Consider the following 26,086-nt stretch of genomic DNA (forward strand, 5'->3'; position numbering starts at 1 on the left):
GCGAGTCCACGCCCGTGCCCGAATCCGACACCGTCACCCTCGACATCGACGAGGAGATCGCCACGATCACGATCGACCGCCCGGACAAGCTCAACGCCCTGAACGTCGAGACGCTGGAGGCGCTCCGGTCGGCCATCGCGGAGGCCGAGGACGCCGACGTGCGCGCGCTCGTGCTCACCGGCGCGGGCGAGGAGGCGTTCATCGCCGGCGCGGACATCTCCTACATGAAGGACCTCGGCACGCCCGAGGCGCAGGCGTACGCGGAGCTGGGCCACGACATCGCGCGGTCGCTGGAGACGTTCCCCGCGCCCAGCATCGCCGCGGTCAACGGCTACGCCTTCGGCGGCGGCTGTGAACTCGCGCTCGCGTGCGACCTCCGGGTCGCCGCCGAGAACGCCGTCTTCGGCCAGACGGAGATCGACCTCGGTATCGTCCCCGGCTGGGGCGGCACCCAGCGGCTCCCGCGACTCGTCAACGACGAGGTCGCCCGGCGGCTGATCCTCTTCGGCGACCGGATCGACGCGACCGACGCCCACGAGTACGGCATGGTCGGCGAGGTCGTCGCCCACGACCAGCTCGACTCCCGGATCGACGAGCTGACCGCCGATCTGGCGGCCCAGCCGAAGTTCGCCGTGGCGGCGGCCAAGGAGGCGATCAACCAGTCCTACGAGACGGACCAGGGAGCCGGACTGGAGTACGAGCAGCGCGTCTTCTCGGGGCTGTTCGGGACGCCGGACCAGCGGGAGGGGATGGACGCGTTCGTGAACAAGCGGGACCCCGAATTCGAGTAAGGCGAGGCGGGAGAAAGCGAACGAAGTGAGCGACCGAGCGCCTCGGAACGAACGGGGAGCGCGCGGTCGAGCCGACGGCGAGACCGCGACGCGAGCGGCGAACGTAGTGAGCCGAGAGCGAAGCGACCCGTGAGTAAGGCGTCGTCGAAGGAGTGAACGAAGTGACCGACCGAGACGACGGACGGTCGGCGGAGCGGTCCTCGTGCCGCTCCGAACACAGCGAATGGGGGAGCCGCCACCGCTCGGTTCCCACGCTGGAGTGTGTGAATCGCTCCGTTGAATCCACTCGGCCAGCGAACGACGCGGACTCGACAATAGGGTGATACGGTCACGGCGCGTATCCCCGAGCCGAACCATGTCCACAGTCAAGCTATCCCGGGTGGAATCGCTGTTCGAGGAGCTGGAGTACCCGATAAGCCGCGCGGAGGCCGCCGGCGAGTTCGGCGACACGACCGTGCTGTTCGCCGACGGGGAGGGGAACCTGGGTCGGTACATCTCGGAGTGCCCCAGCGAGCAGTTCCGCAGCGAGGAGGACCTGTACGAGGAACTCCAGCTGGCGCTCCCGATCGAGGCGGTCGGCGAGCCCGGCCAGTCGGAGGGCGACGCCTGACCGTCGCCGACGCGGGTGGACCGGGCCGGGTGAGCGACGGGGCGCAGGACACCGCGACGCGTGCGGACCCCCGAGCTTAAGTGTGAAGACGGCAGACCGAGGGGGTATGGAATTCTGCGACGAGTGCGGATCGATGATGAAAGCCGACGACGACACGTGGGTGTGCGGGTCGTGCGGTCACGAGGAGCTTCGCGACGAGGCGACCGAGGCGGCGATGACGACGACGCAGGGTCAGGAGGGCAGCACCGTGGTCGACGTCTCCGAGATGGACCAGTCGGAGATCGGCCCGACGGTCGAGCAGAAGTGCCCCGAATGCGACGAGGTGCGGACTGTGCGCTACGAGATGAAGCAGATCCGCTCGGCCGACGAGTCCGAGACGCGCTTCTTCACGTGCACCGAGTGCGGCCAGAAGTGGCGCGAGGACGACCACTGAACGCGCGGTCCGAACGGCGCCGGTTCTTCCGATCGCGTCCCGTCCCGTGACCGACCGGCGCCGTTGTCGCCGCCTTACTTGCCGTCCCCGACGCGCTCGGCGTCGGCTTCGTCGGGGTCGACGACGCGCTTGCCGGTCTCCTGCGGGATAACACGCCGGTCCGCGTCCTCCCACTCGCGCTCCAGTTCCGTGCCCTCGAACAGCCGGTCGAGGAAGACCGCGAGCCCGGCGACCTCCGAGTGCGGCTGGTTCGTCACGCCGACGTTGTAGTCGGCCTCCTCGTAGAAGTCGAACGGCACCTTCTCGCCGCCGACGACGACGAGCAGCGGTGTGTCGCTCTCGACGGAGTCGGCGCGGACATCCGCCTCCACGTCCTGCACGCGCTCGCCGTACATCGTGAGGTGGACGACCGTACCCTCCCAGTTGCGCGTGAATGCGCGCTGGTCGTCGCGCAACTCGACGGCGAAAGGGCCGCCGAAGCGGTCGGTGATGTCGCGGATCGTCTCGGCGGACTGGCCGGCGTTGTCGGGGAGGATCACCCGGTCGGCGCCGAGTGCCCGCGCCGTCAGCCCCACGTGGGTCGTCATCCGGTCGTCCCGCCCGGGGCGGTGGCCGTACCGGAGGACGACGACCTTGTCGTTCATACGCCGAGCAACGGCGCGCCCGCGTAAGGGCGGTTCGCTTTCGTCGGCGACGCCGCGACCGATTTTCCCCGCTCCCGCTTGTCGCCGGCGTCGTTGCCATCATCGGCGTCATCGGCGTCGACATCGTCGCCACCGACAGCATCGCCACCGACAGCGCCGCCGCCGACGGCGCTTTCCGGGACGAACACCTTCGAGCCCACATGCGGAACTATCCGGAGGACATCGCGGGCGTCGACGACGAACGGTTGGTCGGCGAAACGGCGCTCGTGACCGGTTCGACCAGCGGGGTCGGCCGGGAGGCGGCGCTCTCGCTCGGGCGCTTAGGCGCGCACGTGATCGTCCACGGCCGCGACGGGGAGGCCGGCGCCGAGGTGGTCGAGGAGATCGACGCCGGCGTCAACGAGGGCACCGCCGAGTTCGTCGCCGCCGACTTCGCGGATCCGGCCGAGGTCCGCGCGCTCGCGGACGCGACGCGGCGCGCCGCCGGCGACGACGGGCTCGACCTCCTTTGCAACAACGCGGGCGGCTACTTCCGCGAGGCGCGACGCACCGATCTGGGCGTCGAGTACACCTTCCACGTGAACCACCTCGCGCCGTACCAGCTCACCGCCGAGTTGCTCGACGACCTCGCGGAGGACGCGCGCGTCGTCACCACCGCCTCGGAGGCACACCGAGGCGATCAGATCGACCTCGACGCCGTGGAGTCGGTTGACGGCTTCTCCTCGTGGCGGGCGTACCAGCGCTCGAAGCTGGCGAACGTGCAGTTCGCCGCGGAGTTAGGCCGTCGGCTGCGCGAACGCGACGACCGCGGGATCACCTCGAACAGCTTCCACCCGGGCGCGATCCCCGGCTCGGGCTTCTTCCGGCACCTCCCCGGCCCGCTGTCGAGCGCGGCGAGCGCGCTCGGGCGGCTCCCGTTCGCGACGACGCCCGCCGAGGGGGCGGCCACGGCGGTGTACCTCGCCGTCGCCGACGAGGTCGCCGACGCGACGGGGCGGTACTTCGCCGACTGCCGCGAGCGGAAGCCCTCGACGGAGGCGCAGGACCCGCGCGCGCAACGCCGGCTGTGGGAGACGAGCGCCGACCTGCTCGGGATCGACGAGCCGCTCGCGGGGACCGTGGCTGACGAGACCTGAGCGGCCGAACGAGCGCGGCGTGGTCGCCCCGCGTGCGGCGACCGCAAGACCTTTTCTGCGCGCTCGCCCCCGCAACGGCATGGACCTGACCGGAACCGCCGCCCTCGTCACGGGCGGCGGCGGCCTGATCGGATCACATCTCGCGGGACACCTCCAGTCGGAGTACGGCGCGGACGTGCGCGTCGCCGACGACTTCTCGAAGGGCGAGCGCGACCGGATCCCCGACGGCATCGACGTGATCGAGGCCGACCTGACCGACGAGGCCGAGACGCGCGAGGCGGTGACCGCGGACCTGGACGTGGTCTTCCACCTCGCGGCGTACACGGACACGAACTTCGACGACGACCGGACGCTGTTCGAGGAGAACACCGAGATGACGTACAACGTCCTCGAGGCGATGGCGGACGCGGGCGTCTCGAACCTCGCGTTCACCTCCTCCTCGACCGTCTACGGCGAGGCGCCCCGGCCGACGCCCGAGGACTACGCCCCGCTGGAGCCGATCAGCATCTACGGCTCCTCGAAACTGGCCGACGAGGCGCTCATCTCCACGTACGCGAAGAGCTACGGGTTCTCGGCGTGGGTGTACCGCTTCGCCAACATCGTCGGCCCCTACCAGCGCGGGAACGTGATCCCCGACTTCATCCAGAAGCTGCAGGCCGACCCCGACGAACTGGAGATCCTCGGCGACGGCCGCCAGGAGAAGTCGTACCTCCACGTCACCGACTGCGTCGACGCGATGTGTCACGTCGTCGAGCACGGCGAGCGCGACCTCAACACGTACAACCTCGGCTCCAGAACGACCACCTCGGTGAACCGCATCGCCGACATCGTCGCCGAGGAGATGGGCCTGGACCCCGAATACAGCTACACCGGCGGAGATCGGGGCTGGACCGGCGACGTGCCCAAGATGCGCCTCTCCGTCGAGAAGCTCGCCGCCCTCGGGTGGGAACCGCCCGCCTCCAGCGACGACGACGTCCGCGCGGCGACGCGGGACCTGCTCGCGGAGCTTCGCTGAGGGGGTCGAGGCGCCTATCCTCCGCTACGGAGAACTATTTACTCGGTCGCGGAAAACTATTTACACCCTCGACACGTATCAACTGATATGAACGAGTACCGCAACACCACCTACGCCGAAGTCAGTTCAGGGATCCGCGCCGTCGCCCGCCGTGGCGTCTCGATGGGGCAACCAGCGGGCGACGACTGATCGCCGGCTGACCGTCCGCCCCCGCTACCTCTCGCCCAGGGATCTCGCTACTTCTCGTCGGGCACGACCACCGTCATCGACGCCGTCGCCTCGGCGTCGTTCGCCGCCAGCGACCCCGTGACCTCGTACTCGCCGGGTTCCGGCGACCTCCACTCTCCCTCATAGTCGACCGACTCCCCGGGCGCGAGCGTCTCGCTCCCGAGCGCCATCGCGAACGCGCGCCCGTCGCTCCAGCGCCAGATCTCCGCGCCGTCGACGCCGTCGCCGTCGTCGCCGGCATCCGCTTCGCTGGCGACGAACTCGACGCGTTGCCCGTCGGAAAACGAGAGGTCGACCGCGTCGGCGCCGACGTTCTCGACGGTGAGTACGAGCGAGAACGCGGCCCCCCCGTCGGTCGCCGCGATCGTCAGCGTCGCGTCCAGCGGTTCGCTCATACGACCGGGTCGACGTGTCGCGAAAAGAATGTACGGATCGGTCAGACGGACCCCACGCGAGGCCGACCGGATGGGACACCGCTTTATTCCGGCGAGGGCTAGCCGTGACCGTGCAGATCGTGGGCTACGAGACGCCGGCGGGCGCGCTGTTCGTGAGCGACGGCGCCCCGGACCCGACCGCCCCGCCCGGAACCGCGACCGGCGAGGTCGACCGGATCGCCCTCGACCCCGGAACGGAGCTGTCGTGGCGCCTCGGCGACAGGCGGTGTGCGGGAACCGTCCACGACGACGGCCACGTCGCCTGCGAAAACGAGGCGGCGCCGTACTGCGACGATCACCGTTCGACGTGGGTGTGTGCGCGCTGTACCGGGACCTGTCTCAAGGACGAGATGGACTGCTTCGACGACCACGCGATCTACGTCGCCGCGTTCGCCCCGGACACGTTCAAGGTGGGCGTGACGAGGGAGTGGCGCCTCGACACCCGCCTGCGCGAGCAGGGCTCCGACCGCGCGGTCCACCTGCGGACCGTCGAGAACGGCCGGATCGCCCGCGAGATAGAGGCCGGGATCGCCGCCCGCGGGCTCGAACGGACGATCGGCGGCGACGGCGGCAGCCGCGTCGCCGGCGGCGAGGCGGACGATGGGCTCCCCGACCGCGTGCGCGTCCCGGCCAAGATCGCCGGCCTCGCCGAGACGGTGGACGGGGACGCGTGGGACGCGCTCCTCGCGGGCGTCGACTACGAGGAACGGTTCGCCTTCGACTACGGGCTCGATCTGGCAGAACGCCCCGTGGCCGAGACGCTCGCCTCGGGTACCGTCGTCGGCACGAAAGGGCGGATCCTCGTGCTGGAGAACGGCGGAACCACGTACGCCGTCGACGTTCGCGACCTCGTCGGGTACGAGGTCGAGGAGGGCGACGGCGGGCGCGACCTCCAGTCGAGCCTCGGTGCGTTCGGGTAGCGACGGCGACGCGATCGCGACGCGACCGCGATGCGACGGCGACCGACGCGCTCCCCCCGTTCACTCTCCTTGCTCGGCCGCCCACTCCGCGTCCGAGAGCGTCCGCTGGACGGCCTCCTCGCCGACGGCCGACGCGAGTTCCTCGAACCCCTGGCGGACGGCGCGGTCTGAGGCGTTGGCGACGAGCCGCGAGACGATGAACTCCGGCGTCGACTTGCCGACGACGCCGAAGCGGGGCTGGTAGTCGACGAGCAGGTCCAGGTCGCTCGTCAACCCCTCGGCGAAGATGCCGTCCACGCGGGCGGCCTCGGGCAGCGGCGACAGGTCGTCCGCGAGGTGGGTGACGTACACGCCGACGGCGCCGCGGTCGACCGTCAACTCGACGAGGCCGTTGAGCAGGTCGGCCGCGCGCCCGGGCTCGGTGATCGCCTCGAACTCGTCGACGAGCATCAGCGTCCGCCCCTCGCCGACCAGCGGCGGGACGACGGACTTCAGCGTCGATTCCAGCACCCCGGCGTTGAACGAGGCGTGCCGGCGGTGGAACACGACGGTGTCGAACCGGCCGACATGGGCGGCCTCGGCGGGGACGGGCAGCCCCATCGACGCGAGGACCACGACCTGACAGACGGTCTCCAGCAGCGTCGTCTTCCCGCCGGAGTTGGCCCCCGTGAGCACGGCGACGCGGTCACCGGCAGGTATCCCCGCGGCGGATGCCTCGCCCGCGAGGTCGTGGTCGCCGACACCGTAGGTCACCGGCTGCACCTCCCCCGAGAGGAAGAGGTTCCGGGCGTTCGTGACCGCGACGCCGTCGCCGGCGAGGGCCGGCCGCGAGAGGTCGTGTGCGACGGCGAAGCGGGCCAGCGAGAGGAGGAAGGCGATGTCGGAGACCGCGTCGACGATCGCCTCCACGTCCGCGGCGCCGTCGGCAACGTCCGCCTCCAGTTCGTCGCGGACCTCGGCGGCGCGCTCGTCGGCCTCCGCCGCTAACTCGTCGGCGAGGGTGCGGAGCGTGGAGCCGACGAAGTCCGCCGAGTCGACCGCCTCCTCCGGGCCGGCGGACTCGATCCGGCCGCGGGTCAGCCCGGTCTCCTCGGCGACGTACTCGACGACGGCCGAGCGGAACGCGTCGGGGTCGCGCGCGCCCCGTTTGCGGACCGTCTCTACCACGTCGAACGCCGAGTCGGCGAGGTCGCGGGCGGCCGTCGAGCGCTCGCGCAGGCGGTCGAGCCGGTCGTCGGCGCCGGCGGCGACGCCGTCGTCGGTGAGCGCCGCGAGCGCGGCGGCGGCCTCCCGGAGGGCGTCCTCGTCTATCCCGTCGAGAGCCGCGAAGGTTCCCCCGCGAAGTCCCGCCTCCCGGAGCGCGAGCGCGCACTCGACGGCCGCGCGGTCGGTGCCGCCGGCCTCGTCGTAGTCGGCGAAAGCGTCGAGGACCGCATCCCGATCGCTCTCGCTCAGGTCCGCCCACGCGTCGCGGGCTTCGAGGACGTCGTCGAGGCGCTCCTCGCGGCGGTCGTCGCTCGTGAGCGGCGTGAGCACGCGCACGCGGTCGGCGGCGTGCTCGGTGACCGCGTAGCCGGCGGCGATGTCGAGCAGGTCGTCGTACACCTCGCGGGCGTCGCGGGTCCCGAAGAGATCCATCGCCTCCTTCCCGTTCGCCCGCCGGAGCACCCGGGTCGCGCGGCCGCGGGTGACGCCCGCGTCGACGAGCGCGCGCACGTCCGCCGACTCGATGGCGTCGATCGCGGCCGACTCGCCGAGGGACTCGCGGAGCGTCTCGGCGGTCTTGGGCCCGACGCCCCAGTACTGTTCCAGTCGCATACGGGTCCGTGTGGACGGAGGGGTGTAGACGGTACCGGTCGCGGCCGCCGGAACCGATCACTCCGGCGACGGACCCGACGGCGATCCCTCGACCGCCCGCGGCGACGCCTCGTCGGATGACGGGTTCCCGGACCCGCCGTCGTCGTCCTCGCCGCCTCCGGTTGTGTCATCGTCGGCGCCACCGTCATCGGCGGCCGTCGCCGCGAGACCGGTCGCGAGCGCGGTCACCGCGGCCTCGTGATCGCCCCGGTCGGCCCGCATCGACATCGGCGTGACCCCGTGTGACTCGTAGGCGTCGAGGGCGTCGTCCGGAAGGTCGCCGCGCGCGGAGAGGTAGCCGGCCGCCGTCCGGAGGAGCGTGTGGAGGTGAACCAGCTCGTTCTTCCGCATCCCCGGGGGCTACGCGTCGGGGGTGGGTAATCCTGGCGACGAACACGTTCGATCCCCACGAGGACGGCGTTTACCAGCGATGTCTCCCGGCGCCGTCGCTGGCGGCTGGGACGGATCGTGCGTGGAGACGGATCGTGGGTGGATCGTGAACGGTGTGTGGACGGGACGTGGCTGAAACGGCAGCAGACGACGAGAGAACGGCGCGCGGACGTGTGTGAGCCGAGGGAGATCAGGCGCCGGAGCTCGACCCGTTGTCGGCGCGGTCGCGGTAGACGCGAAGCAGCTCCTCGAGGATCATCCCCGAGCGGTCGGTGGTCTCGTAGTTCTCGTCGATGAACTGCTCGGCCTCCGCGAAGTCGTTGCGCAGCCCGAGCTGGCGGACGGTGATGACCGCGTTGAGGAAGTCGCGGCCGCCGTCGGCACCCAACAGTACGGGCTCCTCCTGGAGGTCCAACTCGTCGCGGATCTCGCCGTAGTTGAACGTCTCGGGCTCCCACTCGTCGCTGACGAGCGCGAGCACGTACTCCGCGGAGAATCGATAGAACTCGGACTTGCTCTCGAAAACGCCGTCGTCGACGAGCGCGTCGATCTCGTCGACGACCTTGTCTGGGTACCGTACGGTGTCCTTAGCCATTCCGAGTTCCTCCTTCGTGAAGTGCTTATACCGAACCATATAGAGTCTTTTGGTCACCTGACAGACCCGAACCGGAAAACGGCACGGAGAGCCCCTCTCGAACACGAATCTTGGATTCGATACGCGGGGACGACATTCGTATCCCCGGATCGGAACCGCACCGTTCACTTCCCCGCTACCCGAACGGCGGCGCGTGCAGCGCCCGTCGCTCGACGCCGTCCGCGGGTTCGACCGCGCCGTCTACGTCGTCGCCTTCGGACAGCTCATCAACGTCTTCGGCGGCGGGCTCGTCTACCCGTTCGCGACGGTCCACTTCCACCTGCAGGTCGGGATCGCGCTGTCGGTCGTCGGCCTCGGGCTCGGCGCAAAGAGCGTCACGACCGCCGCGGGGACGGCCGTCGGCGGGTTCCTCGCGGACGTGGTCGGTCGCAAGCCCGTGATGGTCGCCTCGATGGCGCTCTCGGCGGTCGCGCTCGCTGCGTTCGCGTTCGTGCCCGATATCGCCGGCGCCGTTCCGGCGGCGGTCCCCGCCGCGACGGGCGTCTCGGCGCTCGGCGTCGCGTTCGTCGGCGTCTGCGTCGCGTCCGGGTTCGTCCGCGGGCTCTACACGCCCGCGAGCCACGCAATGACCGCCGATCTCACCGAGGCCGCCGAGCGCGACCGCGGATACGCCCTCCTCAAGGTCGCGAACAACGTCGGCTTCGGCGCCGGCTTCGTCGTCGGGGGCGTCCTCTACTCGGTGGCGTCGGTCGCCGTCTTCGTCGCCGACGGCGCCACCTCGGCGGTCGTCGCGCTCGTCATCCTCCTGTTCGTCCCGCGCGTCGCCGGCGACGACGCCGGGAGCGACATCGCCGCCGACGCGGACGACGGCGCCGCTGAGGGCGACACCGGAGGCGGCGGCGACGGCGCGCTCGCGGCGTGGTGGCGCGCGGCCACCCGACCGCGAGTGCTCGCGCTGGCCGGCGTCAACGTCGGCTTCGCGGTCATGTACGCGCAGATGCAGACGACCGTCCCGATCGTCGCCAAGGAGGGATTGGGCCTGACGGCCGCCCAACTCGGCACGCTGTACGTCGTGAACCCCCTCACCATCGTCCTCCTGCAGATCCCGCTCGTCGACGCCGTCGGCGGGTGGCGTCGCACGCGGGGGCTCGCCGTCTCGGCGTGCTTCTGGGCGGTCGCGATGCTCGCGGCGTGGGGTGCCGACCTCGCCCGCGTCCCCGAGGGCACGGGCCTCGCCGTCCCGGCGGTACTGCTCGGCGTCGCGCTCGTCGGCGGACACCTCTTCCTCCGGACGGTCGGGGAGATCCTCCACTCGCCGCTGGCGTCCGCGCTGATGTCGGATCTCGGGACCGCGGCCGAGCGCGGAACGCAGCTGTCGATGCTCGAAGTCGCCAAGCGGCTCGGCATCGGACTGGGGTCGTTCGCCGGCGGGCTGTTCTTCGATTACGGGCTCTCGGGGCTGCTGTGGCCGACGCTGGTCGCGGTGTGCGGGCTCGTCGTCGCGGCGCTGCTGTGGCTGGAGCGGTCCGTGACGCCGGTCGAGAACGGCGCCGTCGGCGACGCGACGGAGGCGGTCGCCGAGCCCGCAGTCGACGACTGAGGCGGACACACCCGAAACCGCTATCCGCCGCCGTCGACGACGATCCGTCGACGCATCCGATGAACGACGCACGGATCGCCGAGGAGCGGATCGACCGCCTCGCCGACTTCGCCCGGGAGCTGGCCCGCGCCGGCGACGACGAGCGCGCCCGCGAGGCCGTCAGGCTCGCGAGGCGGATCGCCGAGCGGCACCGCTGCGGGCTCCCCCGGCGGTTCGACCGGTTCACCTGCGACGCGTGCGATTCGTACCTCCTCCCCGGCCGCACCGCGCGCGTCAGGCTACAGGAGGGAAGTCACGTCGTGATCCGCTGTGACTGCGGCGCGACCGAACGCTACCCGTACCGGGGGTGACGGGCGCCGACCCGGGGACGCCGCGAGGGCCGGGCGCCGGCGCCGGATCCGGGCGGCAACGACGCGAACGGGAACCTTCAAACGGCTTCCACGGGTAGCGAGCCCATGACCGATCAGGACCTACGCAAGCAGGCTCACGACCTCGACGTGACCGTCTGGGTCGGGAAGAAGGGCGTCTCGGCGGTCGTCGACGAGCTCGACGACCAACTGAAAGATCGCGAGCTCGTGAAGGTGAAGTTCCACCGCTCGGCGCAGGCGGGCACCGACGTGGACGAACTCGCCGCCGACCTGGCCGAGCGGGTGTCGGCCGACCTGATCGAGACGCGCGGTCACACCGCCGTGTTGCATCGATGACGTTCGGAAGCGCACCCGGCGTTCCGATCCCCGTCCTCCAGACCGGCGGCGAGACGGGCAACCCCGCGACGTTCGTCGCCGACCTGTTGGAGGGGGCCGGCGTCCCCGGGACGTTCGCGGATCCCGCGGGCGCGGCGATCACGTTCCTCGTCGTGCTGGCGGCGTTCGTGGTGGCCGGCCGGGTACTGATCGTCCCGCTGGTGAGCCGACTCCTCGACTCCCAGGGGCTCGAAACCCACGCGAAGCGGCCGCTGGAGAAACTGACCACCGTGATCGTGGTCTTCGTCGGCATCGCCGTCGCGTTCGGGTTCGCCGGCTACGGCGACTTCCTGCAGTCGCTGGCGACGATCGCCGCCGCGGCGACGCTCGCCATCGGCTTCGCGATGCAGGACGTGATCAAGAACTTCGTCGCCGGGATCTTCATCTTCACCGACAAGCCGTTCCGCATCGGCGACTGGATCGAGTGGGACGGCCACTCCGGGGTCGTCGAGGACATCTCCTTCCGGGTGACCCGGGTGCGGACCTTCGACAACGAGCTGCTGACGGTCCCCAACTCGCAGCTCACCGACGACGTCATCAAGAACCCCGTCGCGAAGGACACCCTCCGCCTGCAGTTCCTCTTCGGCATCGGCTACGACGACGACATCGAACACGCGACCGAGATCATCGTCGAGGAGGCCGAGCGCCACCCCGAGATCCTCGGCGACCCGGCGCCGTCGGTGCGCCTGACGGAGCTGGCCGACAGCTACGTCGGGCTCAAGAGCCGCATCTGGATCGAGAACCCCTCGCGGGCGGACTGGGTGAAGATCCGCGGCGAGTACGTGCGGGACGTGAAGGAGCGATTCGACGAGGAAGGCATCGAGATCCCGTTCCCGCAGCGGGACCTCTCGGGCGGCGTGGAACTGAACACGCCCGCGGAAGGGAGCGCGGTGCCCGGCGACGACTGAGGCGAGCCGACGGAGTCGACTCGGGCGGTCGGCGGAGCGGTTCTGTGCCGGTCCGCCCACGAACACAGCGTCGCCGAGCGGAGCGAGGCGACGGGTAACGGCGGAGTGAAGCGAATCGAGGCGAAGCGAAGGCCCGGATTCGGTCGTTCGATTCGCGCGTTACTCGTCGAGGACCTGCCGTGCGATCGTGTTACGCAGGATCTCGCTGGTGCCCTCGTAGATCTCGTTGAGCTTCGCGTCGCGGTAGTAGCGCTCGACGGGGAAGTCCTTCGTGTAGCCGTAGCCGCCGTGGATCTGGATCGCCTCGTTGGCGACCTCGCGGCTGATCTCGCTGGCGTACAGCTTCGCCTGCGCGGCCTCCTTGATGAACGGCTCGCCCTTGATCTTCAGGTCCGCCGCCTTGTGCATCAGCAGCTCCGCGGCCTGCAGCTTCGTGTCCATGTCGGCGATCTTGTGCTGGATCGCCTGGAACTGCGAGATCGGGCCGCCGAACTGGTCGCGCTCGGTCGCGTACTCGGCGGCCTCCTCCAGCGCCGCGCGGGCGATGCCGACGCCGCGGGCGGCGATGGTGATCCGGCCGCCGTTGAGCGTCTTGAGCGCCTGCACGAAGCCGTCGCCCTCCTCGCCGAGCAGGCGATCCTCTGGGAGGAACATGTCGTCGAAGCGGAGCTCCGCGGTGGGACAGCCCTTGTCGCCGAGCTTGTGCTCGGTCCCCTCGACGATGAAGCCGTCGTCCTCCTCGGGGCGCACGACGAACGAGGAGATGCCCTTATTCCCGGCGTCGGGGTCGGTCTTCGCGAACAGCGTCACCGTGTCGGCGACCGAGCCGTTCGAGATCCACAGCTTCCCGCCGTTGACGACGTAGCCGTCGCCGTCCTTCTTCGCCGTGGTCTCCATCGCGGGCACGTCCGACCCGGCGCCGGCCTCCGAGAGCGCGAACGCGCCGATGTCCTCGCCCTCCGCCAGCGGGGTGAGGTACTCCCGCTTCTGGTCCTCGTCGCCGAAGGCATACAGCATGTTGCCCGCCAGCGAGATGTGCGCCGCCACGACGGTGCCGAGGCCGCCGGAGCCGCGCGCGATCTCCGAGAGCCCGAGCGCGTAGCTGTGGTAATCGAGGCCGGCGCCGCCGTACTCCTCGGGGAACGGCATGCCCATCAGCCCCAACTCGGCCATCTGATCGACGATGTCGCGGGGGAACTCGTCCTCCTCGTCGATCTCGGCGGCGCGCGGCTTGATCTCCTCGTCGACGAACTCCGCGACCATGTCGCGGATCTGTCGTTGCTCGGTTGTCAGCGCGAAGTCCATGGTCGTTCCTGTGAGTTACGCGGCTTCAATCTTTGCAGTGTCGACGGCGGCGCCGGGATCGGTGCAGCGAGGCGGCCGCTCGGACCGGCCGATCCCGTGACAGGATGGCGACACGCACCACACAGTACTTTTTAACCCTCCTGCCATAAGCCAGTGCAACTGAATGCCCGACGCCGACCGCCCCGCCGCGACCCACCCCGACGCCGACCTCGCGTGGTGCCACGAGGCCGTCCAGGGTGTCTCGCGCACCTTCGCGCTGACTGTCGACACCCTCGACGAGCCGATGTCGTCGTACATCTGCCTCGGCTATCTCGTCTGCCGGATCGCCGACACCGTCGAGGACGCCGACCACATCGCCCCCGACCAACAGGCCGCCCTCCTCCGGGAGTTCGACGCCGCCCTCGACCCCGACGACGAGACTGACGCCGCGGACTTCCGCGCGTCGGTCGACCCGCACCTCCCGCCCGCGGACGACCGCTCGGCCGACTGGGAGGTCGTCGCCGAGGTGGAGCGCGTGTTCGCCACCTTCGAGGACCTCCCGCCGGAGGTGCGCCGCGCGGTCGTCCCGCCCGCCCGGGAGATGGCGACCGGAATGGCCGACTTCGTCGAGCGCTACGCCGACGAGGGCGGCCTCCGGATCGAGACCCGCGGGGAACTGGAGGAGTACTGCTACTACGTCGCCGGCACCGTCGGCACCCTCATCACGAACCTCGTCACGACGCTGGGCACCGTCGACGACGAGCGCACCGAGCGCCTGTACGAGGTCGCCGAGGAGTTCGGCCTCCTACTCCAACTGGTCAACGTCGCCAAGGACGTGCACGACGACTACACCGAGGAGAACAACGTCTACCTCCCGGCGGAGTGGCTCGACGAGGAGGGGGTCCCCCAGGAGGAGGTCGTCGCGCCCGAGCACCGCGAGGGCACCGCCAGCGTCGTCTCGCGCACGGCGGGGTACGCGCGCGGCTTCCTCGACGGCGCGCAGACGTACCTCGAACACGTCCCGCTGGTCGAGGGCAACACCCTCGCGGCGTGGACCATCCCGTACCTGCTGGCGGTCGGGACGCTGCGCGAACTGTCGAAGCACCCCGAGCGCGCGGTAACGGGCGAGGGCGTGAAGGTGAGCAGGGAGGAGGTGTTCGCGGTCGTCACCGCGGCCCACGAGCACGGCCGCGACGCGCTGCCGCGGCTTCGGGAGTCGATCGCCACGCAGCCGTTCCACACGGCGCCGTCGGCGGCTGATTGAGGAGGGGTTCTTCGTCCGCGGCGGCGCGTCGCCGTCTCAACGCAGATCGCGGTTTTGTGAACACCGATCTTCCAACAGTACCAAGAGGGATTGGCGTGAGGCCGCGAGCATGCCCTGGGAGTGCGACAGGTGCCACACGGTCCACAACGCGAACCTCGGGCAGTGTCGAAGTTGTGGACACAGCGTCTTTTCTCCGATCTCTCACGACGACGTAGCCGAGCGGAGCGAAGGGGTCCAGTCTCCCGAACCGATGGACGCGGATTCGATCGCCACGACCGCCGGTGTCGGTGATACCGACTTCTCGGAATCGCGGTCGCCGGGTGTCGCGCTGGACGGGTCGATGAAAACTGAGCGCGTGTCCGAGTCCGAAGCCGTCGAGTCGAAATCGGGAGGACTCCTCTCGTCGATTCGATCCGCGATTCGTTCCCTGTTTTGACTCACGTCGGTTTGCCCTCGTCCGAGTCGACCGTTGATCACCTCGTACACGCAGATCGTGGAGGTCCACCACGGCTCGCGGCCGTCGATATAGTCGCGGACGGTCTCGTCCCCGCGGAGATACTGGATGATCGTTGAGGAGTGGAGAAATACCATTACTCGGGGCGCTCCCGCCCCTCGCGGAGCCGCTGCATGGCCTCGTCGGCCTCGTCGTCCGACCACGCACCGAACTCGATCGGCTGCTCGTCGCTGGTGATCCGGATCAGGAACTCGTCCCACGTCTCGTCCTCCCGCTTCAGATCGGAGAGACGATCCTTCGTCGCCGAGTCGATCGGGATGGACGTTCGGCTCATCTCTGTGAATTCATAGTGAATTCTGAGACAAATAGTTTCGCCGGTCACGCAGCCTCGCGGAGCTCCGCTCCCGATCCTGGGCCCAACGACTTTCTCCGATCCACACCAACCACCGATATGGTCCAGACCGATTCCGACTCCGAGCTCGCCCGCGGCGACGCCGCACCCGACTTCGAACTCCCCGGCGTCGACGGCGAGACGCACGCCCTCGCGGACTTCGCCGACCACTCGGCCGTACTGGTCGTGTTTACCTGCAACCACTGTCCGTACGCGCAGGCGAAGTTCGACCTGCTGAACCGCGTTGCCGCCGAGTACGACGACTGCGCGGTCGTCGGGATCAACCCCAACGACGCCGACGAGTACCCAGAGGACTCCGTCGAGAAGATGATCGAGTACGTCGAATCCGGAGAGGTGGCCTACGACGCGTACCTCCGCGACGAGACCGCCGCGGTTGCCGAGGCGTACGGCGCGGTCTGCACGCCCGATCCCTTCCTGCTTCGCAACGAGGGCGACGGCGCGTTCACCCTCGCGTACCACGGCCGCCTCGACGACGCGCTCAACCCCGACGAGGAGTCGACCGAGATCTACATCGATGACGCCATCGACGCCGTGCTCGCGGGCGAGGACGTTCCCCTCGATCCGGGGCCGAGCCGCGGCTGTTCGATCAAGTGGCCCTGAGCGGGCGAGCGAGCGCCGGCCTGGGGTTCGGACCGTAGCCCTTCAGGCCGCCTCGCCGCCGGACTCGCCCGCGCCGCCCGCCTCCTCTGCCAACTCCTCGAACGTCTCGCGGGCGTTCTTCACGGCCGTCTCGTGTTTGGCGGGGTACGCCTCCACCTTCGCGCGGAAGGTGATCCCCGGGCCGAGTTCTGCGCTGCCTTTGAACGCGGCCTGCTTGTCGAGCCGGAGGAACAGCGAGTTGTTGTCGTCGACGCGCTCGTCCAGTTCGGCGAGCACGCGGTCCCACTCCGCCAGATCGGAGAGCTTCGAGAGGACGTGGCGCACGTCGTCGGCGCGCTCGACGCGCGCCGAGACCACGACGATGCGGTCGCCGTGGTGGCCGGCGTTGACGACCCGGTCGATCTCGAACTCATCGGGGAGGAACGTCCGAAGCGCGTCCTCGACGCGCTTCTCGTCCTCGGTGGCGTAGCAGAAGGCCCGCAGATCGACGTAGTGGAAGGGAACGGAGCTCATCGGCGGGGATACGGGGGTCGGCGTGAAAAGGGTTCGACTCCGGACGCCACCGTTCGATCCCCACATCGCGGGGGCGTCCGGTTCTCGCTATCGCCTGATCCGGTCTCACGCGTCGGCACAGCCGCGGACTCACCCGTTGTACAGTTCGTCGGCGACGAGGTGGGTGCCGAAGCCGGCGACGAACACCATCGGGAACGAGACGAGCCACGCGAGAAAGCCCTGACCGCCCGCGCCGTAGGTGAACAGCAGCAGGAGGTCGTTGACCGCCCAGCCCGCGAGCAGCTGCGGCGAGAGGACCAATCCCATGTAGCCGACGTACGACAGCGGGAGCACGAGGATGATGACGGCCACGGCGCTGGTGAGTTCGAGCCGAAGCGACGACAGCGCGACCCCGGCGACGAGCGTCAGCGCAGCGGGCACCCATCCCGGCGTCGGCAATGCCGCCGGATAGCGCCCGCCGCCCTGGATCCAGACGAACGTGAGCGCCGCCCCCAGCGCCGACAGCAGGAGCGCGAGCGCGAGGGTCTCCGGGCGCGAGGCGCGATATCTGACCTCGCCCATCAGTCGGCCCCCACGGCCGCCCGAACGTTCAGCGCCGTCTCGAAGCCGGCGATCTCGACGGGCAGCGACCCGCGGACCTCGGCCCCGGCGACCGTCTCGCGCGTCGCCGGACGGTACGCCTCGGCCACGTCGAACGTCATCGTCATCGTCGCCGAGCCGTCGGCGGGCACCCGGGCGCCCGAGACGGCGATCCCGCGGGACAGACCGAGGCGGTCGTCGCCGGCGAACACCGCGACTCCGGACCGGCTGGACGACTCGCGAACGACTATCGGCGCCGGCGTCGGGTTATCGATCCGGAGCGAGACGACGAAACGGTCGCCGTCGTCGATCACCGACGCGCCGGTCGCGGACACGGCGACCCGGTCGGTCCGGGCGGCGGCGATGTGACTGGAGAGCACCGGAACGAGCATCGCTCCGGTCACGACGAGGACGGAAACGAGCGCGAGCGCCGCCGTTCGTCTGCGATCGGGAACCGTCACCATACGCGTCGCTGGCGGGGGAAATCACGTAAGCGCGTTGAAACGGAGGCGGGTCGCCCCCGAGAACGGTTACTCCTCGTCGTCGTCCGCGTCGCCGGCGGCCTCCAGCGCGTCCGCGGGAACGCCCTGCTCCTGGCCCTCCTCGAAGCTGATCGTGTAGGTGGCGTCGCCGAACATCGTCTCCATGACCTGCGTCACGGTGCCGGTCTCGCCGTCGAACTCGCTGTGCTCGTCGTGCAGCACGACGCTGTCGTCCTTCTCGAATTCGGTCATGTCCCGGGGTTCGGCACGGCCGTACAAAAGGTCGCTGAAAGGCTACGCGGCGGCGACACGGACGAACGCGATGGCGACACCGTAGGCGGCGAGAGCGGCGGCGACGGACTCGCATACAAGGGCCGCGAGCGCACCCACGGCGGCGAGACGGTCGAGTCCGGTTCCCACCCCGGGAACTCGGAGTGCGGCCGGATCCACGGTCGCGACGGTCGCCTCGATACCGACGGAGACCGCCTGTGCGACGAGCGCGAGGGCGACTGCGACGGCGACGACGATTGGAAGTCGGCGGTGTAGTTCGCGGACCACGTTGGGACGGACGGCGGCCACGGGGCGACGTGCGGCGCCGGCGCGGGGCGTGCCGCCGGGACGGTGCGACCGGCCGCCGGTTCCGGCGCCGTCGCGACCCGCATCCGTGAGCGTTCGCACGTCGATCCCGCGCGAACGGATCGCGGGGGAGTCGTACTCGGGCGGGTTCTCCGGGTTCGGGGGCGCTCCGGACATTCGGGGCGTCTGGTCCCCGCATCGGTCAAAAACGTTCGCGTCGCCGACGGCGGTCGCGTCCCGTGACAATCCCGGGGACTACTCGCCGGCGACGAGGACGACGGCGACCATCGCGAACCCGACGCCGAGGAGCTTCCGAGCGGTGACGGGCTCGTCGAGGAGGACGACGCCGACCGCCGAGGAGGCGACGAAGAACATCGCGAAGATGGGCGCGACGATCGACACCCGGCCGACCGCCAGCGCGCGGTAGTACGCGAGGATGCCGACCGCGAGACAGGCGCCCGCTCCGAGCACGTAGCGCATCCGCGGGTCCGCGAGGTGCTCGACGACGCCGTCGCCGGTGAAGCCGATGACGGCGAGCGTCGCGACCACGAGCACCGAGTTGGCGACGAACGCGGCGACCGTGCTCGGGATGGCACCCTCGCCGGCGGTCGCCAGTCGCATCAGCGGCGCGACGAACGAGTACGCCGCCAGCGCCACCACCGACCAGGCGATGTAGTTCATACCCGTTCGTGGGGGCTGTGGGGTTTGAGCGATCCGAATCCGAACGAGTCCCTCGGCGTCGACCCGGTCGTGTGTCTCGGCATCGATCCGACCGTGTGTCCCGGCGTCGAGCCGGTCGTGTGGTGTGTTCGCTGATATCGCACCGGGCGAAACCGCTTTGGCCGGGCGAACGAGTCGGGGAGTATGGACGAGGCTACCCGATCCCTGATAGACGCGCTCGTCGCCGACGCCCGCGAGTCCACCGCCGACCTGGCCCGCCAGACCGGCCTGGACGAGGCGGCCGTCGAGGAGAAGATCGCCGAGCTGGAGGCGTCGGGGGCCCTGCGCGGCTACACCGCCGTCGTCGACTGGGAGGCCACCGACGAGGAGCGCGTCAGCGCCGTCGTCGAGGTGAACGTCGAGCTCGACCGCGAGACCGACTACGACGACGTGGCCCGCCGGATCGCGGAGTCGCCGGCGGTCGACTCGCTGCGGCTGATGTCGGGCGATTACGACTTCGCGGTCAACGTCTCCGGCTCGTCGATGGGCGACGTGTCGCGGTTCGTCTCCGAGGAGGTGGCGCCGCTGCCGGCGGTGACGAAGACGGTCACCCACTACGTGATGGAGACGTTCAAGGAACGGGGGATCCGCTTCACCGACCACGACGACGACGACCGGCTCTCCGTTACGCCATGAACGGGAACGACGACCGAGCCGAGACCGACGGCGGCACCGCTGAGGGCTCCGCGCGGACGGAGGGCGGACCCTCCCGCTTCGCGCCGGCCGACCGCGTCGAGTCGGTGCCGCCGTCGGGGATCCGCGAGTTCTTCGAGGTCGCGGAGAACCGCGACGACGTGATCTCGCTGGGCGTCGGCGAGCCGGACTTCACGGCGCCGTGGGCCGCGCGCTCGGCGGCGATCGACTCGCTGGAGCGCGGCCGCACCAGCTACACCGCCAACCGGGGGATGCTCGACCTCCGGGAGGCGATCGCCGGGCGCGTCACCCGCTACGGCCAGTCGTACGACCCCGACACGGAGATCCTCGTCACGACGGGCGCGTCCGAGGCGGTCGACCTGGCGTTTAGGGCGTTCGTGAACCCCGGCGACACGGTCGCGCTCCCGACGCCGACGTACGTCTCCTACGAGCCCGGCGTGCGCTTCGCCGGCGGGGAGCCCCTTCCGGTTCACACCCACCACGAGGACGACTGGGCGCTCACGCCCGAGGCGCTCCTGGAGGCGGGCGCCGATGAGGCCGACGTGCTCGTGCTGTGTTACCCGAACAACCCCACGGGCGCGACGATGGACGCCGACGAGATGGACGCCGTCGCCGACTTCTGTCGCGAGCACGACCTGCTCGTGATCGCCGACGAGATCTACGCCGCGCTCACCTACGAAGGGGACCACCAGTCGGTGGCGACGCGCCCGGGGATGCGCGAGCGCACGGTCGTCATCAACGGCTTCTCGAAGGCGTACGCGATGACCGGCCTCCGGCTGGGCTATGCGATGGGCCCCGAGACGGCGATCGACGCGATGACGAAGGTCCACCAGTACGCGATGCTGTCGGCGCCGACGACCGCGCAGCACGCCGCGCTGTCGGCTATCGAACGGTGCGACGACGAGGTCGAACGGATGCGCCGCGAGTACGACCGGCGCCGACGCTACGTCGTCTCGCGGCTGCGCGAGCTCGGCATCGACGTGGCGGAGCCGGGCGGCGCCTTCTACGCGTTCCCCCGCGTCGCCGACGTCGCGCCCGACGGCGACGCCCGCGCGTTCGCGACCGAGCTGCTGGAGGCGGAGGGCGTCGCGGCCGTCCCCGGCACCGCCTTCGGCGCCGGCGGCGAGGGTCACATCCGCATCTCGTATGCGACCGGGCTCGACGACCTCAAGGAGGCGATGGCGCGGCTGGAGCGGTTCCTCTCCTGACGACGTTCTCCCGGCGACTCGCTTCCTGACGACTCGTCTCCTGACTGCTCGTCTCCCGACGACCCGTCCCCCGATTACCTGCTCGTGACGGCGTCGCCGTCGCTGTTCTCTCGGTGTCGCGAAAAGCGTCGTCGCGGCGGCTCGGACTCCCTCAGATGTCCTCGAACTCGTCGTCGTCGACCAGGTCGCCGTCCGCGTCGGCGCCGTCGAGGTCGCGGAAGACCCGCTCGAACTCGTCGTCGCCGAAGCCGGCGACGTCCTCGTCGAGCTCCTCGCGCAGGGTGGCCGCCCGGCGTTCGAGCGTCTCGTACTCCGCGGACTCCTCGAGCGCGGCGCGGCCCTTCTCGGCCTCGAGGACTGCCATCTTCGAGGAGACCGCGAAGAACTCCTGGACCCGCGAGTCGTACGTCGACCGGGTGTACAGTCCCTCGACGGTGTCCAACAGCGACTCCCGGGTGACCGGCTTGACGAGGTAGTCGTCGAACCCCATCTCGATGATGTCGAAGTCCGGCTCGACGGCGGTGACCATCGCGACGCGGGCGTCGATGCCGCGGTCGCGCACCTCGTCGAGGACCTCGTCGCCGGACAGTCCCGGCATCCGCCGGTCGAGGAGGATCACGTCGACGGCGTCGTCGAGCTCCTCGAGGGCCGCCTGCCCGCCGTATGCGGTCCGGACCTCGTAGTCGCCGCCGAGCCACGCCGCGTACAGGTCCGCGAGGTCGGGCTCGTCCTCGACGACGAGGACGACCGGCCGCTCCGCGGCCGACTCGGACGCCGTGGTGTCTGTGTCCTCACTCATGCTCTCTCCTCTCCCCTGCCCGTCCGTCGGTGACGGACGGATCGATACCAAACGTCCCCGTACCGCATGCCGGCCCGGCCACTCCCGATCGGGCGAGCGTTCGAGCGTACCGACGCCGTCCGGCCATCGATTGGTGTTGTCACCGCCGGGTACTTAACCGTATGCGATGCGGGAGGCCCCTGCCGAAAACGGGTGGGTCGGGTGACGATCTCGCGTCACGCCTGCTGTTGTGCCCCACTATCCGCGGTGGCCACCAACCACCGACGGGTCGTACGTCGGGCGCCATCGAAAGGCTACCGGCCGAGGAAGCCGGTATCGCCGAACACAGCTACTGGAACGCATCCGGTCCCGAGCCCGCGCTCGATCCGGCGAGCCCGTCACTCGGGACTGTAGTTCGGCGCCTCGTCGGTGATCGTCACGTCGTGGGGGTGGCCCTCGGTCTGGCCGGCCTGGGAGACGCGGACGAACTCCGCGCGCTCCTTGAAGCCGGGGAGCGTCTCGGCGCCGACGTAGCCCATGCCCGAGCGCATGCCGCCGACGAGCTGGTGCAGCTCCGAGGAGAGCGACCCCTTGTACGGCGTCGCCGCCTCGACGCCCTCGGGGACGAACTCCTCGTCCTCCTCGGCGTCCTTGAGGTAGCGGTCGCCGCCGCCCTCCGACATCGCGCCCACCGAGCCCATGCCGCGGTACTGCTTGTAGCGCTTGCCGTTCATCGTGATGACGCGGCCGGGCGCCTCGTCGGTGCCGGCGAAGTACGAGCCGAGCATGACGGCGTCGGCGCCGGCGGCGATCGCCTTGATCGCGTCGCCGGAGTAGCGGATCCCGCCGTCCGCGATGACGGGGACTCCCTCGCGAGCGGCCACGTCGGCCACCTGCGCGACGGCGGTGATCTGGGGCATCCCGGCCCCGCTCACGACGCGCGTGGTGCAGATGGAGCCCGGGCCGATGCCGACCTTGAGGCCGTCGGCGAAGTCGACGGCGGCCTCGGCGGCCTCCCGGGTGCCGATGTTGCCGACGATCACGTCGGCGTCGACCTCGCCCTTGATGGCGCGGGCGGAGTCGAGGACGTTCAGGTTGTGCGCGTGCGCGCAGTCGATGAACAGCACGTCCGCGCCGGCCTCGTCGGCGGCGACTGCGCGCTCCTCCTCGAAGGGGCCGACGGCGACGCCGACGAGCAGCGAGCCCGACTCGTCGCGGGCGGCGTCGGTGTGCTCGCGGCGCGCGAGGGTGCCCTGCATCGTCACCAGGCCGACGAGGCGGTCCTCGTCGTCGACGACGGGGACGCGCTCGATCTTGTGGTCGTACATGAGCTCCAGCGCCTCGCGGGCGTCGACGTCCGCGGGCGCGGTGATGACCTCGTCGGTCATCGCCTCGCGGACGGCGTCGGACTCGCCGACCTCCAGGTACGGCCGGATGTCGGTGCCCGAGATGATGCCGAGCACGGCGTCGTCGTCGTCGACGACGGGGGCGCCGGAGACGCCCTCGTGTTCCATCATCGCGTCGACCTCGCGGACGGTCTGGTCGGGGGAGGCGGTGACGACGTTCTCGCGTCGGATCACGAGTTCGTCGGCGCGCTTGACGCGCTCGACCTCAGCGGCCGTCTCCTCGACGGTCATGTTGCGGTGGAGCACGCCGAGCCCGCCCTCGCGGGCCATCGCGATGGCCATCTCTGACTCGGTGACGGTGTCCATCGCCGCCGAGAGGACGGGGGTAGTTAGCTCGACGTTGGTGGACACCCGCGTGGACACGTCGGCCTCGTCGGGCTCGACCCGGCTTTCCTTGGGGCGCAAGAGGACGTCGTCGAACGTCAGCGCTTCCGGTACCTCCAGCTTCTGTGAGAACGGACTTCCGTGGGACCCGTCGTTCGCCATATCAACGGTGTTCGGGGACACCGCAAAAACGTTGCGAGAACCGGGGCGCTTGGACAGTGAGTAACACACGGACGTGTACAGATCCCGCCGAATTCTCCCTGTCGCGGCGGACGGACGTGCACTGAGATGCATATCCACGCGTGTCGATCCACGGGGACCAACCTCGGGCGCGAGGCGGACGGCGTCGATGGGAGTCCCACGGCGACCGGTGTGGCTCGCAAGAATTGCTCGGCGGAGCGCCCGATCCCGAGAGTGTCACGGGGATATCGGCCGGTTGCCGAGGAACCGTAGCACTAGTATTTAAAGAACGGTGAGAAACCGTTCGCACCGTGTGGGCACGTCCCACGCAACGATTAAGTCTCACCTACGATACAGTGGGAGTATGGACTTCGAGTCCCGCATTGGAACGGGTATCGTCGGCCGGGTGAGCGACAACGCTGCACTCCCGACATTTATCCCGTTCAAACGCGGGCTCGACTGGTGCACAGGAGAACGCCTCGCGCGTTGCTCCGCCCGAGCGTCGGTCAGCTCCGGTTCGTCACCAGACTCCCATCCGGTCGTGGGTTATGCCGGGTCGTATCGCTGAGCCGTGAGTACCTCAGCACACCCGATCGCGCTCCGTCTGGAGCGGCGCGTCGGCGGCGCCACCCGACTGCTCGCGACCGTCATGGCGCTGCCGCTTATCGACGGCATCTTCCCCGCGCTCGTCATCGCGGGCGCGCTCACGGTTCCGTTCGGCATCATCGAGACCGGGCTGCTCATCTTCGGCGGCTCGGCCACGATGGCGGTCGTGCTCGCCGAGATGGACGGAACCCCCCGCGAGAAGGCGGCCTCCATCCTCCTGCTGGGCGCACTCATCGTCCCCGTGGCGATGGCGGAGGCGGCGCTGGCGGAGACGATCCAGAGCCTGCTGAACCCCGACGTGTTCCACCGCTTCGCCGGCCTGGTGATCCTCGCGATCGCCGCCAAGACCGCCAGCGCGGAGATCGGCGAGTACCTCCCCAGCCCCGGCGCGATCATCGGACTCGGGTTGCTCGCGTCGTTCCAGCCCGCCGGCGCGGAGCTGATGGTCTCGCTGAACCCCGACCTGCTCGCTCGCGCCGGCGCGGCCGCCGGCGTCGGCGTCGCGTTCGCGCTGTCGATCGCGCTGGCGGGCGACCACCTGCGCGGGCGCGTCGACATCGACCGCTTCCGCTTCGGCTCGTCGGTCGCGCTGGGCATCCTCTCGCTGTCGGTGCTGGGGCTGCTCCCGACCGAGCAGCCGGTCGCGCTCGGCGTGCTCGTCGTCACCGGGCTGTTCGCGTACGACCCGAACTCCGACGACGAGGGCGTCGCCGGCGAGGATGCCGACGGTCCCGACGCCGGCGCGGCGGCGGTCGACGCCGCCCCGGAGCCGACCCACGGGGGCGCGGTCACCACCGACGGCGGCGACGAGATCGACGCCGACGCGGCCGAGGACGCGGCCGACGACGGTTCCGAGTCCGACGCCGGCGTCGCCTTCGGCAGCTCGCCGACGGCGCCGGCGGCGGGGATCGACCCCGTCGACTCCGCGGGCGACGCCGACGGGGCGGACGACGCCTCCGACGACGACGACTCCGACGACGAGCCCTCCCGCGAACCCTGGCTGTGAGCCGACGCCGCGTCGGCTGACCCGAGGGAACCGGTCGCGCGCCGTCCCGTTCGGACCGCGAGTTTTTACCCGATCGGCCGCCGACGCCGGAGCATGAGCAATCGCGTCGTCGAGGGACGGATGGTCACGCCGGAGAAGCTCGCCGAGCTGGTCGAGGGCGACTCCGTGATGGACGCCGAGCCGATCGAGGACGCCGACCGTGAGTGCCCCGAGTGCGGCGGCGACGTGATCTCGGTGGGCTACATGCCGAGCGTGATGGAGTTCGTGACGGCGTACAAGTGCCAGGAGTGCCCGTGGGGCGAGACCGACCGCGAATAGCGGATCCGATCGAAATCCCTTTACGGCGCTCCGGGATAGTGAGGAGTGCACGGGGTCGTGGCCAAGCCCGGTATGGCGACTGACTCCAGAGGCAACGCGCCCGGTGACGAACTCCAGACTGATATACCGAGCGTCCGACTGATCATCGGACGCGACGACGACCCTCTGGAGTACCGAGGTGCCGACCGGAGATATCAGTCGATCGGGGGTTCAAATCCCTCCGACCCCATTCTTCCGTGCGTTCGAGTCGCGTAGTCTCGGGTTTCTCTGTGTTCGGAGCGACGCGTTAGGCGTGTTGAGTCGGGTGAAGGGTATCGCGGCGGCCGAGAGCCGGAGGAGATCATGCCTTTGTGGTCCGGGATATCTATCAGACGCTGAATGCAGTGCAAAGGCTACGCCGCAGGACTCTCGGCAGACG

General features: G+C 70.0%; 33 protein-coding genes and 1 tRNA gene. 18 read left to right on the forward strand and 16 right to left on the reverse strand.

Features of this window, described 5'->3' with window-relative positions:
- Positions 1-14 precede the first annotated feature (14 nt).
- From K6T50_RS05365 to K6T50_RS05375, 3 genes are all read left to right on the forward strand, one after another.
- Positions 15-791: an enoyl-CoA hydratase/isomerase family protein gene (locus tag K6T50_RS05365; RefSeq protein WP_222608370.1), complete on the forward strand. Its 777-nt coding sequence runs from the start codon at positions 15-17 to the stop codon at positions 789-791.
- Positions 792-1,146: 355 nt separating this feature from the next.
- A complete protein-coding gene (locus tag K6T50_RS05370) occupies positions 1,147-1,401 on the forward strand; it encodes a DUF5789 family protein (RefSeq protein ID WP_222608371.1) in 255 nt (84 codons plus the stop codon).
- A gap of 106 nt (positions 1,402-1,507) precedes the next feature.
- Entirely contained in the window at positions 1,508-1,834 is a 327-nt protein-coding gene (locus K6T50_RS05375) for a transcription factor S (RefSeq protein WP_222608372.1), read from the forward strand.
- A 74-nt stretch (positions 1,835-1,908) separates the two neighbouring features.
- Here K6T50_RS05375 and K6T50_RS05380 read toward each other — a convergent pair whose 3' ends face one another.
- Both K6T50_RS05380 and K6T50_RS05385 read right to left on the reverse strand, forming a co-directional pair.
- The gene (locus K6T50_RS05380; RefSeq protein WP_222608373.1) at positions 1,909-2,478 is read right to left on the reverse strand and encodes a tRNA (cytidine(56)-2'-O)-methyltransferase; all 570 of its coding nucleotides are present in this window, start codon (positions 2,476-2,478) and stop codon (positions 1,909-1,911) included.
- On the reverse strand, positions 2,475-2,678 hold the full coding sequence (locus K6T50_RS05385; RefSeq protein WP_222608374.1) for a hypothetical protein: 204 nt from the start codon (positions 2,676-2,678) through the stop codon (positions 2,475-2,477). The genes K6T50_RS05380 and K6T50_RS05385 overlap by 4 nt, the downstream gene beginning before the upstream one ends.
- Here K6T50_RS05385 and K6T50_RS05390 point away from each other — a divergent pair, their 5' ends adjacent.
- Entirely contained in the window at positions 2,679-3,614 is a 936-nt protein-coding gene (locus K6T50_RS05390; RefSeq protein ID WP_222608375.1) for an SDR family NAD(P)-dependent oxidoreductase, read from the forward strand. It begins immediately after the preceding gene.
- Positions 3,615-3,693: 79 nt separating this feature from the next.
- Positions 3,694-4,629 (forward strand): NAD-dependent epimerase/dehydratase family protein, encoded by a 936-nt coding sequence (locus tag K6T50_RS05395; RefSeq protein WP_222608376.1) that lies wholly within the window; start codon positions 3,694-3,696, stop codon positions 4,627-4,629.
- Between the two features lie 236 nt (positions 4,630-4,865).
- Here K6T50_RS05395 and K6T50_RS05400 read toward each other — a convergent pair whose 3' ends face one another.
- Positions 4,866-5,252 carry a BsuPI-related putative proteinase inhibitor gene (locus K6T50_RS05400; protein ID WP_222608377.1) on the reverse strand — a complete coding sequence of 129 codons (387 nt, stop codon included), beginning with the start codon at positions 5,250-5,252 and terminating at the stop codon, positions 4,866-4,868.
- A 110-nt stretch (positions 5,253-5,362) separates the two neighbouring features.
- Here K6T50_RS05400 and K6T50_RS05405 point away from each other — a divergent pair, with 110 nt between their 5' ends.
- The gene (locus K6T50_RS05405) at positions 5,363-6,211 is read left to right on the forward strand and encodes a DUF2797 domain-containing protein (RefSeq protein WP_222608833.1); all 849 of its coding nucleotides are present in this window, start codon (positions 5,363-5,365) and stop codon (positions 6,209-6,211) included.
- 60 nt (positions 6,212-6,271) lie between these two features.
- Here the strand turns inward: K6T50_RS05405 and K6T50_RS05410 are convergent, their stop codons facing one another.
- The 3 genes from K6T50_RS05410 to K6T50_RS05420 all read right to left on the reverse strand — a co-directional run bounded on the left by K6T50_RS05410 (position 6,272) and on the right by K6T50_RS05420 (position 9,053).
- On the reverse strand, positions 6,272-8,029 hold the full coding sequence (locus K6T50_RS05410; RefSeq protein ID WP_222608378.1) for a MutS-related protein: 1,758 nt from the start codon (positions 8,027-8,029) through the stop codon (positions 6,272-6,274).
- A gap of 57 nt (positions 8,030-8,086) precedes the next feature.
- The gene (locus tag K6T50_RS05415) at positions 8,087-8,419 is read right to left on the reverse strand and encodes a UPF0058 family protein (protein WP_222608379.1); all 333 of its coding nucleotides are present in this window, start codon (positions 8,417-8,419) and stop codon (positions 8,087-8,089) included.
- Between the two features lie 229 nt (positions 8,420-8,648).
- Positions 8,649-9,053 (reverse strand): ribbon-helix-helix domain-containing protein, encoded by a 405-nt coding sequence (locus tag K6T50_RS05420; RefSeq protein ID WP_222608380.1) that lies wholly within the window; start codon positions 9,051-9,053, stop codon positions 8,649-8,651.
- A gap of 193 nt (positions 9,054-9,246) precedes the next feature.
- On the opposite strand from K6T50_RS05420, the gene K6T50_RS05425 reads away from it, so the two are divergent.
- From K6T50_RS05425 to K6T50_RS05440, 4 genes are all read left to right on the forward strand, one after another.
- The gene (locus tag K6T50_RS05425) at positions 9,247-10,653 is read left to right on the forward strand and encodes an MFS transporter (protein ID WP_222608381.1); all 1,407 of its coding nucleotides are present in this window, start codon (positions 9,247-9,249) and stop codon (positions 10,651-10,653) included.
- Positions 10,654-10,712: 59 nt separating this feature from the next.
- Positions 10,713-11,003 carry a ribonuclease P protein component 4 gene (locus tag K6T50_RS05430; protein WP_222608382.1) on the forward strand — a complete coding sequence of 97 codons (291 nt, stop codon included), beginning with the start codon at positions 10,713-10,715 and terminating at the stop codon, positions 11,001-11,003.
- Positions 11,004-11,108: 105 nt separating this feature from the next.
- Positions 11,109-11,357 carry a YhbY family RNA-binding protein gene (locus tag K6T50_RS05435; protein ID WP_222608383.1) on the forward strand — a complete coding sequence of 83 codons (249 nt, stop codon included), beginning with the start codon at positions 11,109-11,111 and terminating at the stop codon, positions 11,355-11,357.
- Positions 11,354-12,304 carry a mechanosensitive ion channel family protein gene (locus K6T50_RS05440; protein WP_222608384.1) on the forward strand — a complete coding sequence of 317 codons (951 nt, stop codon included), beginning with the start codon at positions 11,354-11,356 and terminating at the stop codon, positions 12,302-12,304. Before K6T50_RS05435 ends, K6T50_RS05440 begins: the two co-directional genes overlap by 4 nt.
- 159 nt (positions 12,305-12,463) lie before the next feature.
- Here K6T50_RS05440 and K6T50_RS05445 read toward each other — a convergent pair whose 3' ends face one another.
- A complete protein-coding gene (locus tag K6T50_RS05445) occupies positions 12,464-13,609 on the reverse strand; it encodes an acyl-CoA dehydrogenase (protein WP_222608385.1) in 1,146 nt (381 codons plus the stop codon).
- 163 nt (positions 13,610-13,772) lie between these two features.
- On the opposite strand from K6T50_RS05445, the gene K6T50_RS05450 reads away from it, so the two are divergent.
- Positions 13,773-14,852 (forward strand): phytoene/squalene synthase family protein, encoded by a 1,080-nt coding sequence (locus K6T50_RS05450; protein ID WP_222608386.1) that lies wholly within the window; start codon positions 13,773-13,775, stop codon positions 14,850-14,852.
- A 590-nt stretch (positions 14,853-15,442) separates the two neighbouring features.
- On the opposite strand, the gene K6T50_RS05455 is transcribed toward K6T50_RS05450, so the two are convergent.
- Positions 15,443-15,640, reverse strand: a complete 198-nt coding sequence (locus K6T50_RS05455) for an antitoxin VapB family protein (RefSeq protein WP_222608387.1) — start codon at positions 15,638-15,640, stop codon at positions 15,443-15,445.
- 117 nt (positions 15,641-15,757) lie between these two features.
- Between K6T50_RS05455 and K6T50_RS05460 the strand changes: the two genes are divergently transcribed.
- A complete protein-coding gene (locus K6T50_RS05460; protein ID WP_222608388.1) occupies positions 15,758-16,318 on the forward strand; it encodes a thioredoxin family protein in 561 nt (186 codons plus the stop codon).
- A 42-nt stretch (positions 16,319-16,360) separates the two neighbouring features.
- On the opposite strand, the gene K6T50_RS05465 is transcribed toward K6T50_RS05460, so the two are convergent.
- From K6T50_RS05465 to K6T50_RS05490, 6 genes are all read right to left on the reverse strand, one after another.
- On the reverse strand, positions 16,361-16,831 hold the full coding sequence (locus tag K6T50_RS05465) for an RNA-binding protein (RefSeq protein ID WP_222608389.1): 471 nt from the start codon (positions 16,829-16,831) through the stop codon (positions 16,361-16,363).
- Positions 16,832-16,960: 129 nt separating this feature from the next.
- The gene (locus K6T50_RS05470; protein ID WP_222608390.1) at positions 16,961-17,392 is read right to left on the reverse strand and encodes a hypothetical protein; all 432 of its coding nucleotides are present in this window, start codon (positions 17,390-17,392) and stop codon (positions 16,961-16,963) included.
- Positions 17,392-17,874, reverse strand: a complete 483-nt coding sequence (locus tag K6T50_RS05475) for an LEA type 2 family protein (RefSeq protein ID WP_222608391.1) — start codon at positions 17,872-17,874, stop codon at positions 17,392-17,394. Before K6T50_RS05475 ends, K6T50_RS05470 begins: the two co-directional genes overlap by 1 nt.
- A gap of 66 nt (positions 17,875-17,940) precedes the next feature.
- Positions 17,941-18,144 (reverse strand): DUF1918 domain-containing protein, encoded by a 204-nt coding sequence (locus K6T50_RS05480; RefSeq protein ID WP_222608392.1) that lies wholly within the window; start codon positions 18,142-18,144, stop codon positions 17,941-17,943.
- Between the two features lie 42 nt (positions 18,145-18,186).
- Complete coding sequence (locus tag K6T50_RS05485; protein WP_222608393.1) at positions 18,187-18,645, reverse strand: hypothetical protein; 459 nt, start codon at positions 18,643-18,645, stop codon at positions 18,187-18,189.
- A 78-nt stretch (positions 18,646-18,723) separates the two neighbouring features.
- Positions 18,724-19,149 (reverse strand): EamA family transporter, encoded by a 426-nt coding sequence (locus K6T50_RS05490; protein ID WP_222608394.1) that lies wholly within the window; start codon positions 19,147-19,149, stop codon positions 18,724-18,726.
- A gap of 183 nt (positions 19,150-19,332) precedes the next feature.
- Here K6T50_RS05490 and K6T50_RS05495 point away from each other — a divergent pair, with 183 nt between their 5' ends.
- Together K6T50_RS05495 and K6T50_RS05500 are read left to right on the forward strand one after the other, a co-directional pair.
- Entirely contained in the window at positions 19,333-19,824 is a 492-nt protein-coding gene (locus K6T50_RS05495; protein WP_222608395.1) for an Lrp/AsnC family transcriptional regulator, read from the forward strand.
- Complete coding sequence (locus K6T50_RS05500) at positions 19,821-21,050, forward strand: pyridoxal phosphate-dependent aminotransferase (protein ID WP_222608396.1); 1,230 nt, start codon at positions 19,821-19,823, stop codon at positions 21,048-21,050. Before K6T50_RS05495 ends, K6T50_RS05500 begins: the two co-directional genes overlap by 4 nt.
- Positions 21,051-21,201: 151 nt before the next feature.
- Here K6T50_RS05500 and K6T50_RS05505 read toward each other — a convergent pair whose 3' ends face one another.
- Both K6T50_RS05505 and guaB read right to left on the reverse strand, forming a co-directional pair.
- On the reverse strand, positions 21,202-21,849 hold the full coding sequence (locus tag K6T50_RS05505; protein ID WP_222608397.1) for a response regulator transcription factor: 648 nt from the start codon (positions 21,847-21,849) through the stop codon (positions 21,202-21,204).
- Between the two features lie 377 nt (positions 21,850-22,226).
- Entirely contained in the window at positions 22,227-23,720 is a 1,494-nt protein-coding gene (guaB, locus tag K6T50_RS05510) for an IMP dehydrogenase (RefSeq protein WP_222608398.1), read from the reverse strand.
- 382 nt (positions 23,721-24,102) lie between these two features.
- Here guaB and K6T50_RS05515 point away from each other — a divergent pair, with 382 nt between their 5' ends.
- The 4 genes from K6T50_RS05515 to K6T50_RS05530 all read left to right on the forward strand — a co-directional run bounded on the left by K6T50_RS05515 (position 24,103) and on the right by K6T50_RS05530 (position 25,897).
- The gene (locus K6T50_RS05515) at positions 24,103-24,306 is read left to right on the forward strand and encodes a hypothetical protein (protein WP_222608399.1); all 204 of its coding nucleotides are present in this window, start codon (positions 24,103-24,105) and stop codon (positions 24,304-24,306) included.
- Between the two features lie 3 nt (positions 24,307-24,309).
- Positions 24,310-25,350 (forward strand): DUF5794 domain-containing protein, encoded by a 1,041-nt coding sequence (locus K6T50_RS05520; RefSeq protein WP_222608400.1) that lies wholly within the window; start codon positions 24,310-24,312, stop codon positions 25,348-25,350.
- A gap of 93 nt (positions 25,351-25,443) precedes the next feature.
- On the forward strand, positions 25,444-25,668 hold the full coding sequence (locus K6T50_RS05525) for a DUF5795 family protein (RefSeq protein ID WP_222608401.1): 225 nt from the start codon (positions 25,444-25,446) through the stop codon (positions 25,666-25,668).
- A 51-nt stretch (positions 25,669-25,719) separates the two neighbouring features.
- A tRNA-Trp gene (locus tag K6T50_RS05530) sits at positions 25,720-25,897 on the forward strand.
- The last annotated feature ends 189 nt before the right edge of the window (positions 25,898-26,086 follow it).

It is taken from the genome of Halobaculum magnesiiphilum (genome assembly GCF_019823105.1).
GTDB classification, from domain to species: Archaea; Halobacteriota; Halobacteria; order Halobacteriales; family Haloferacaceae; genus Halobaculum; species Halobaculum magnesiiphilum.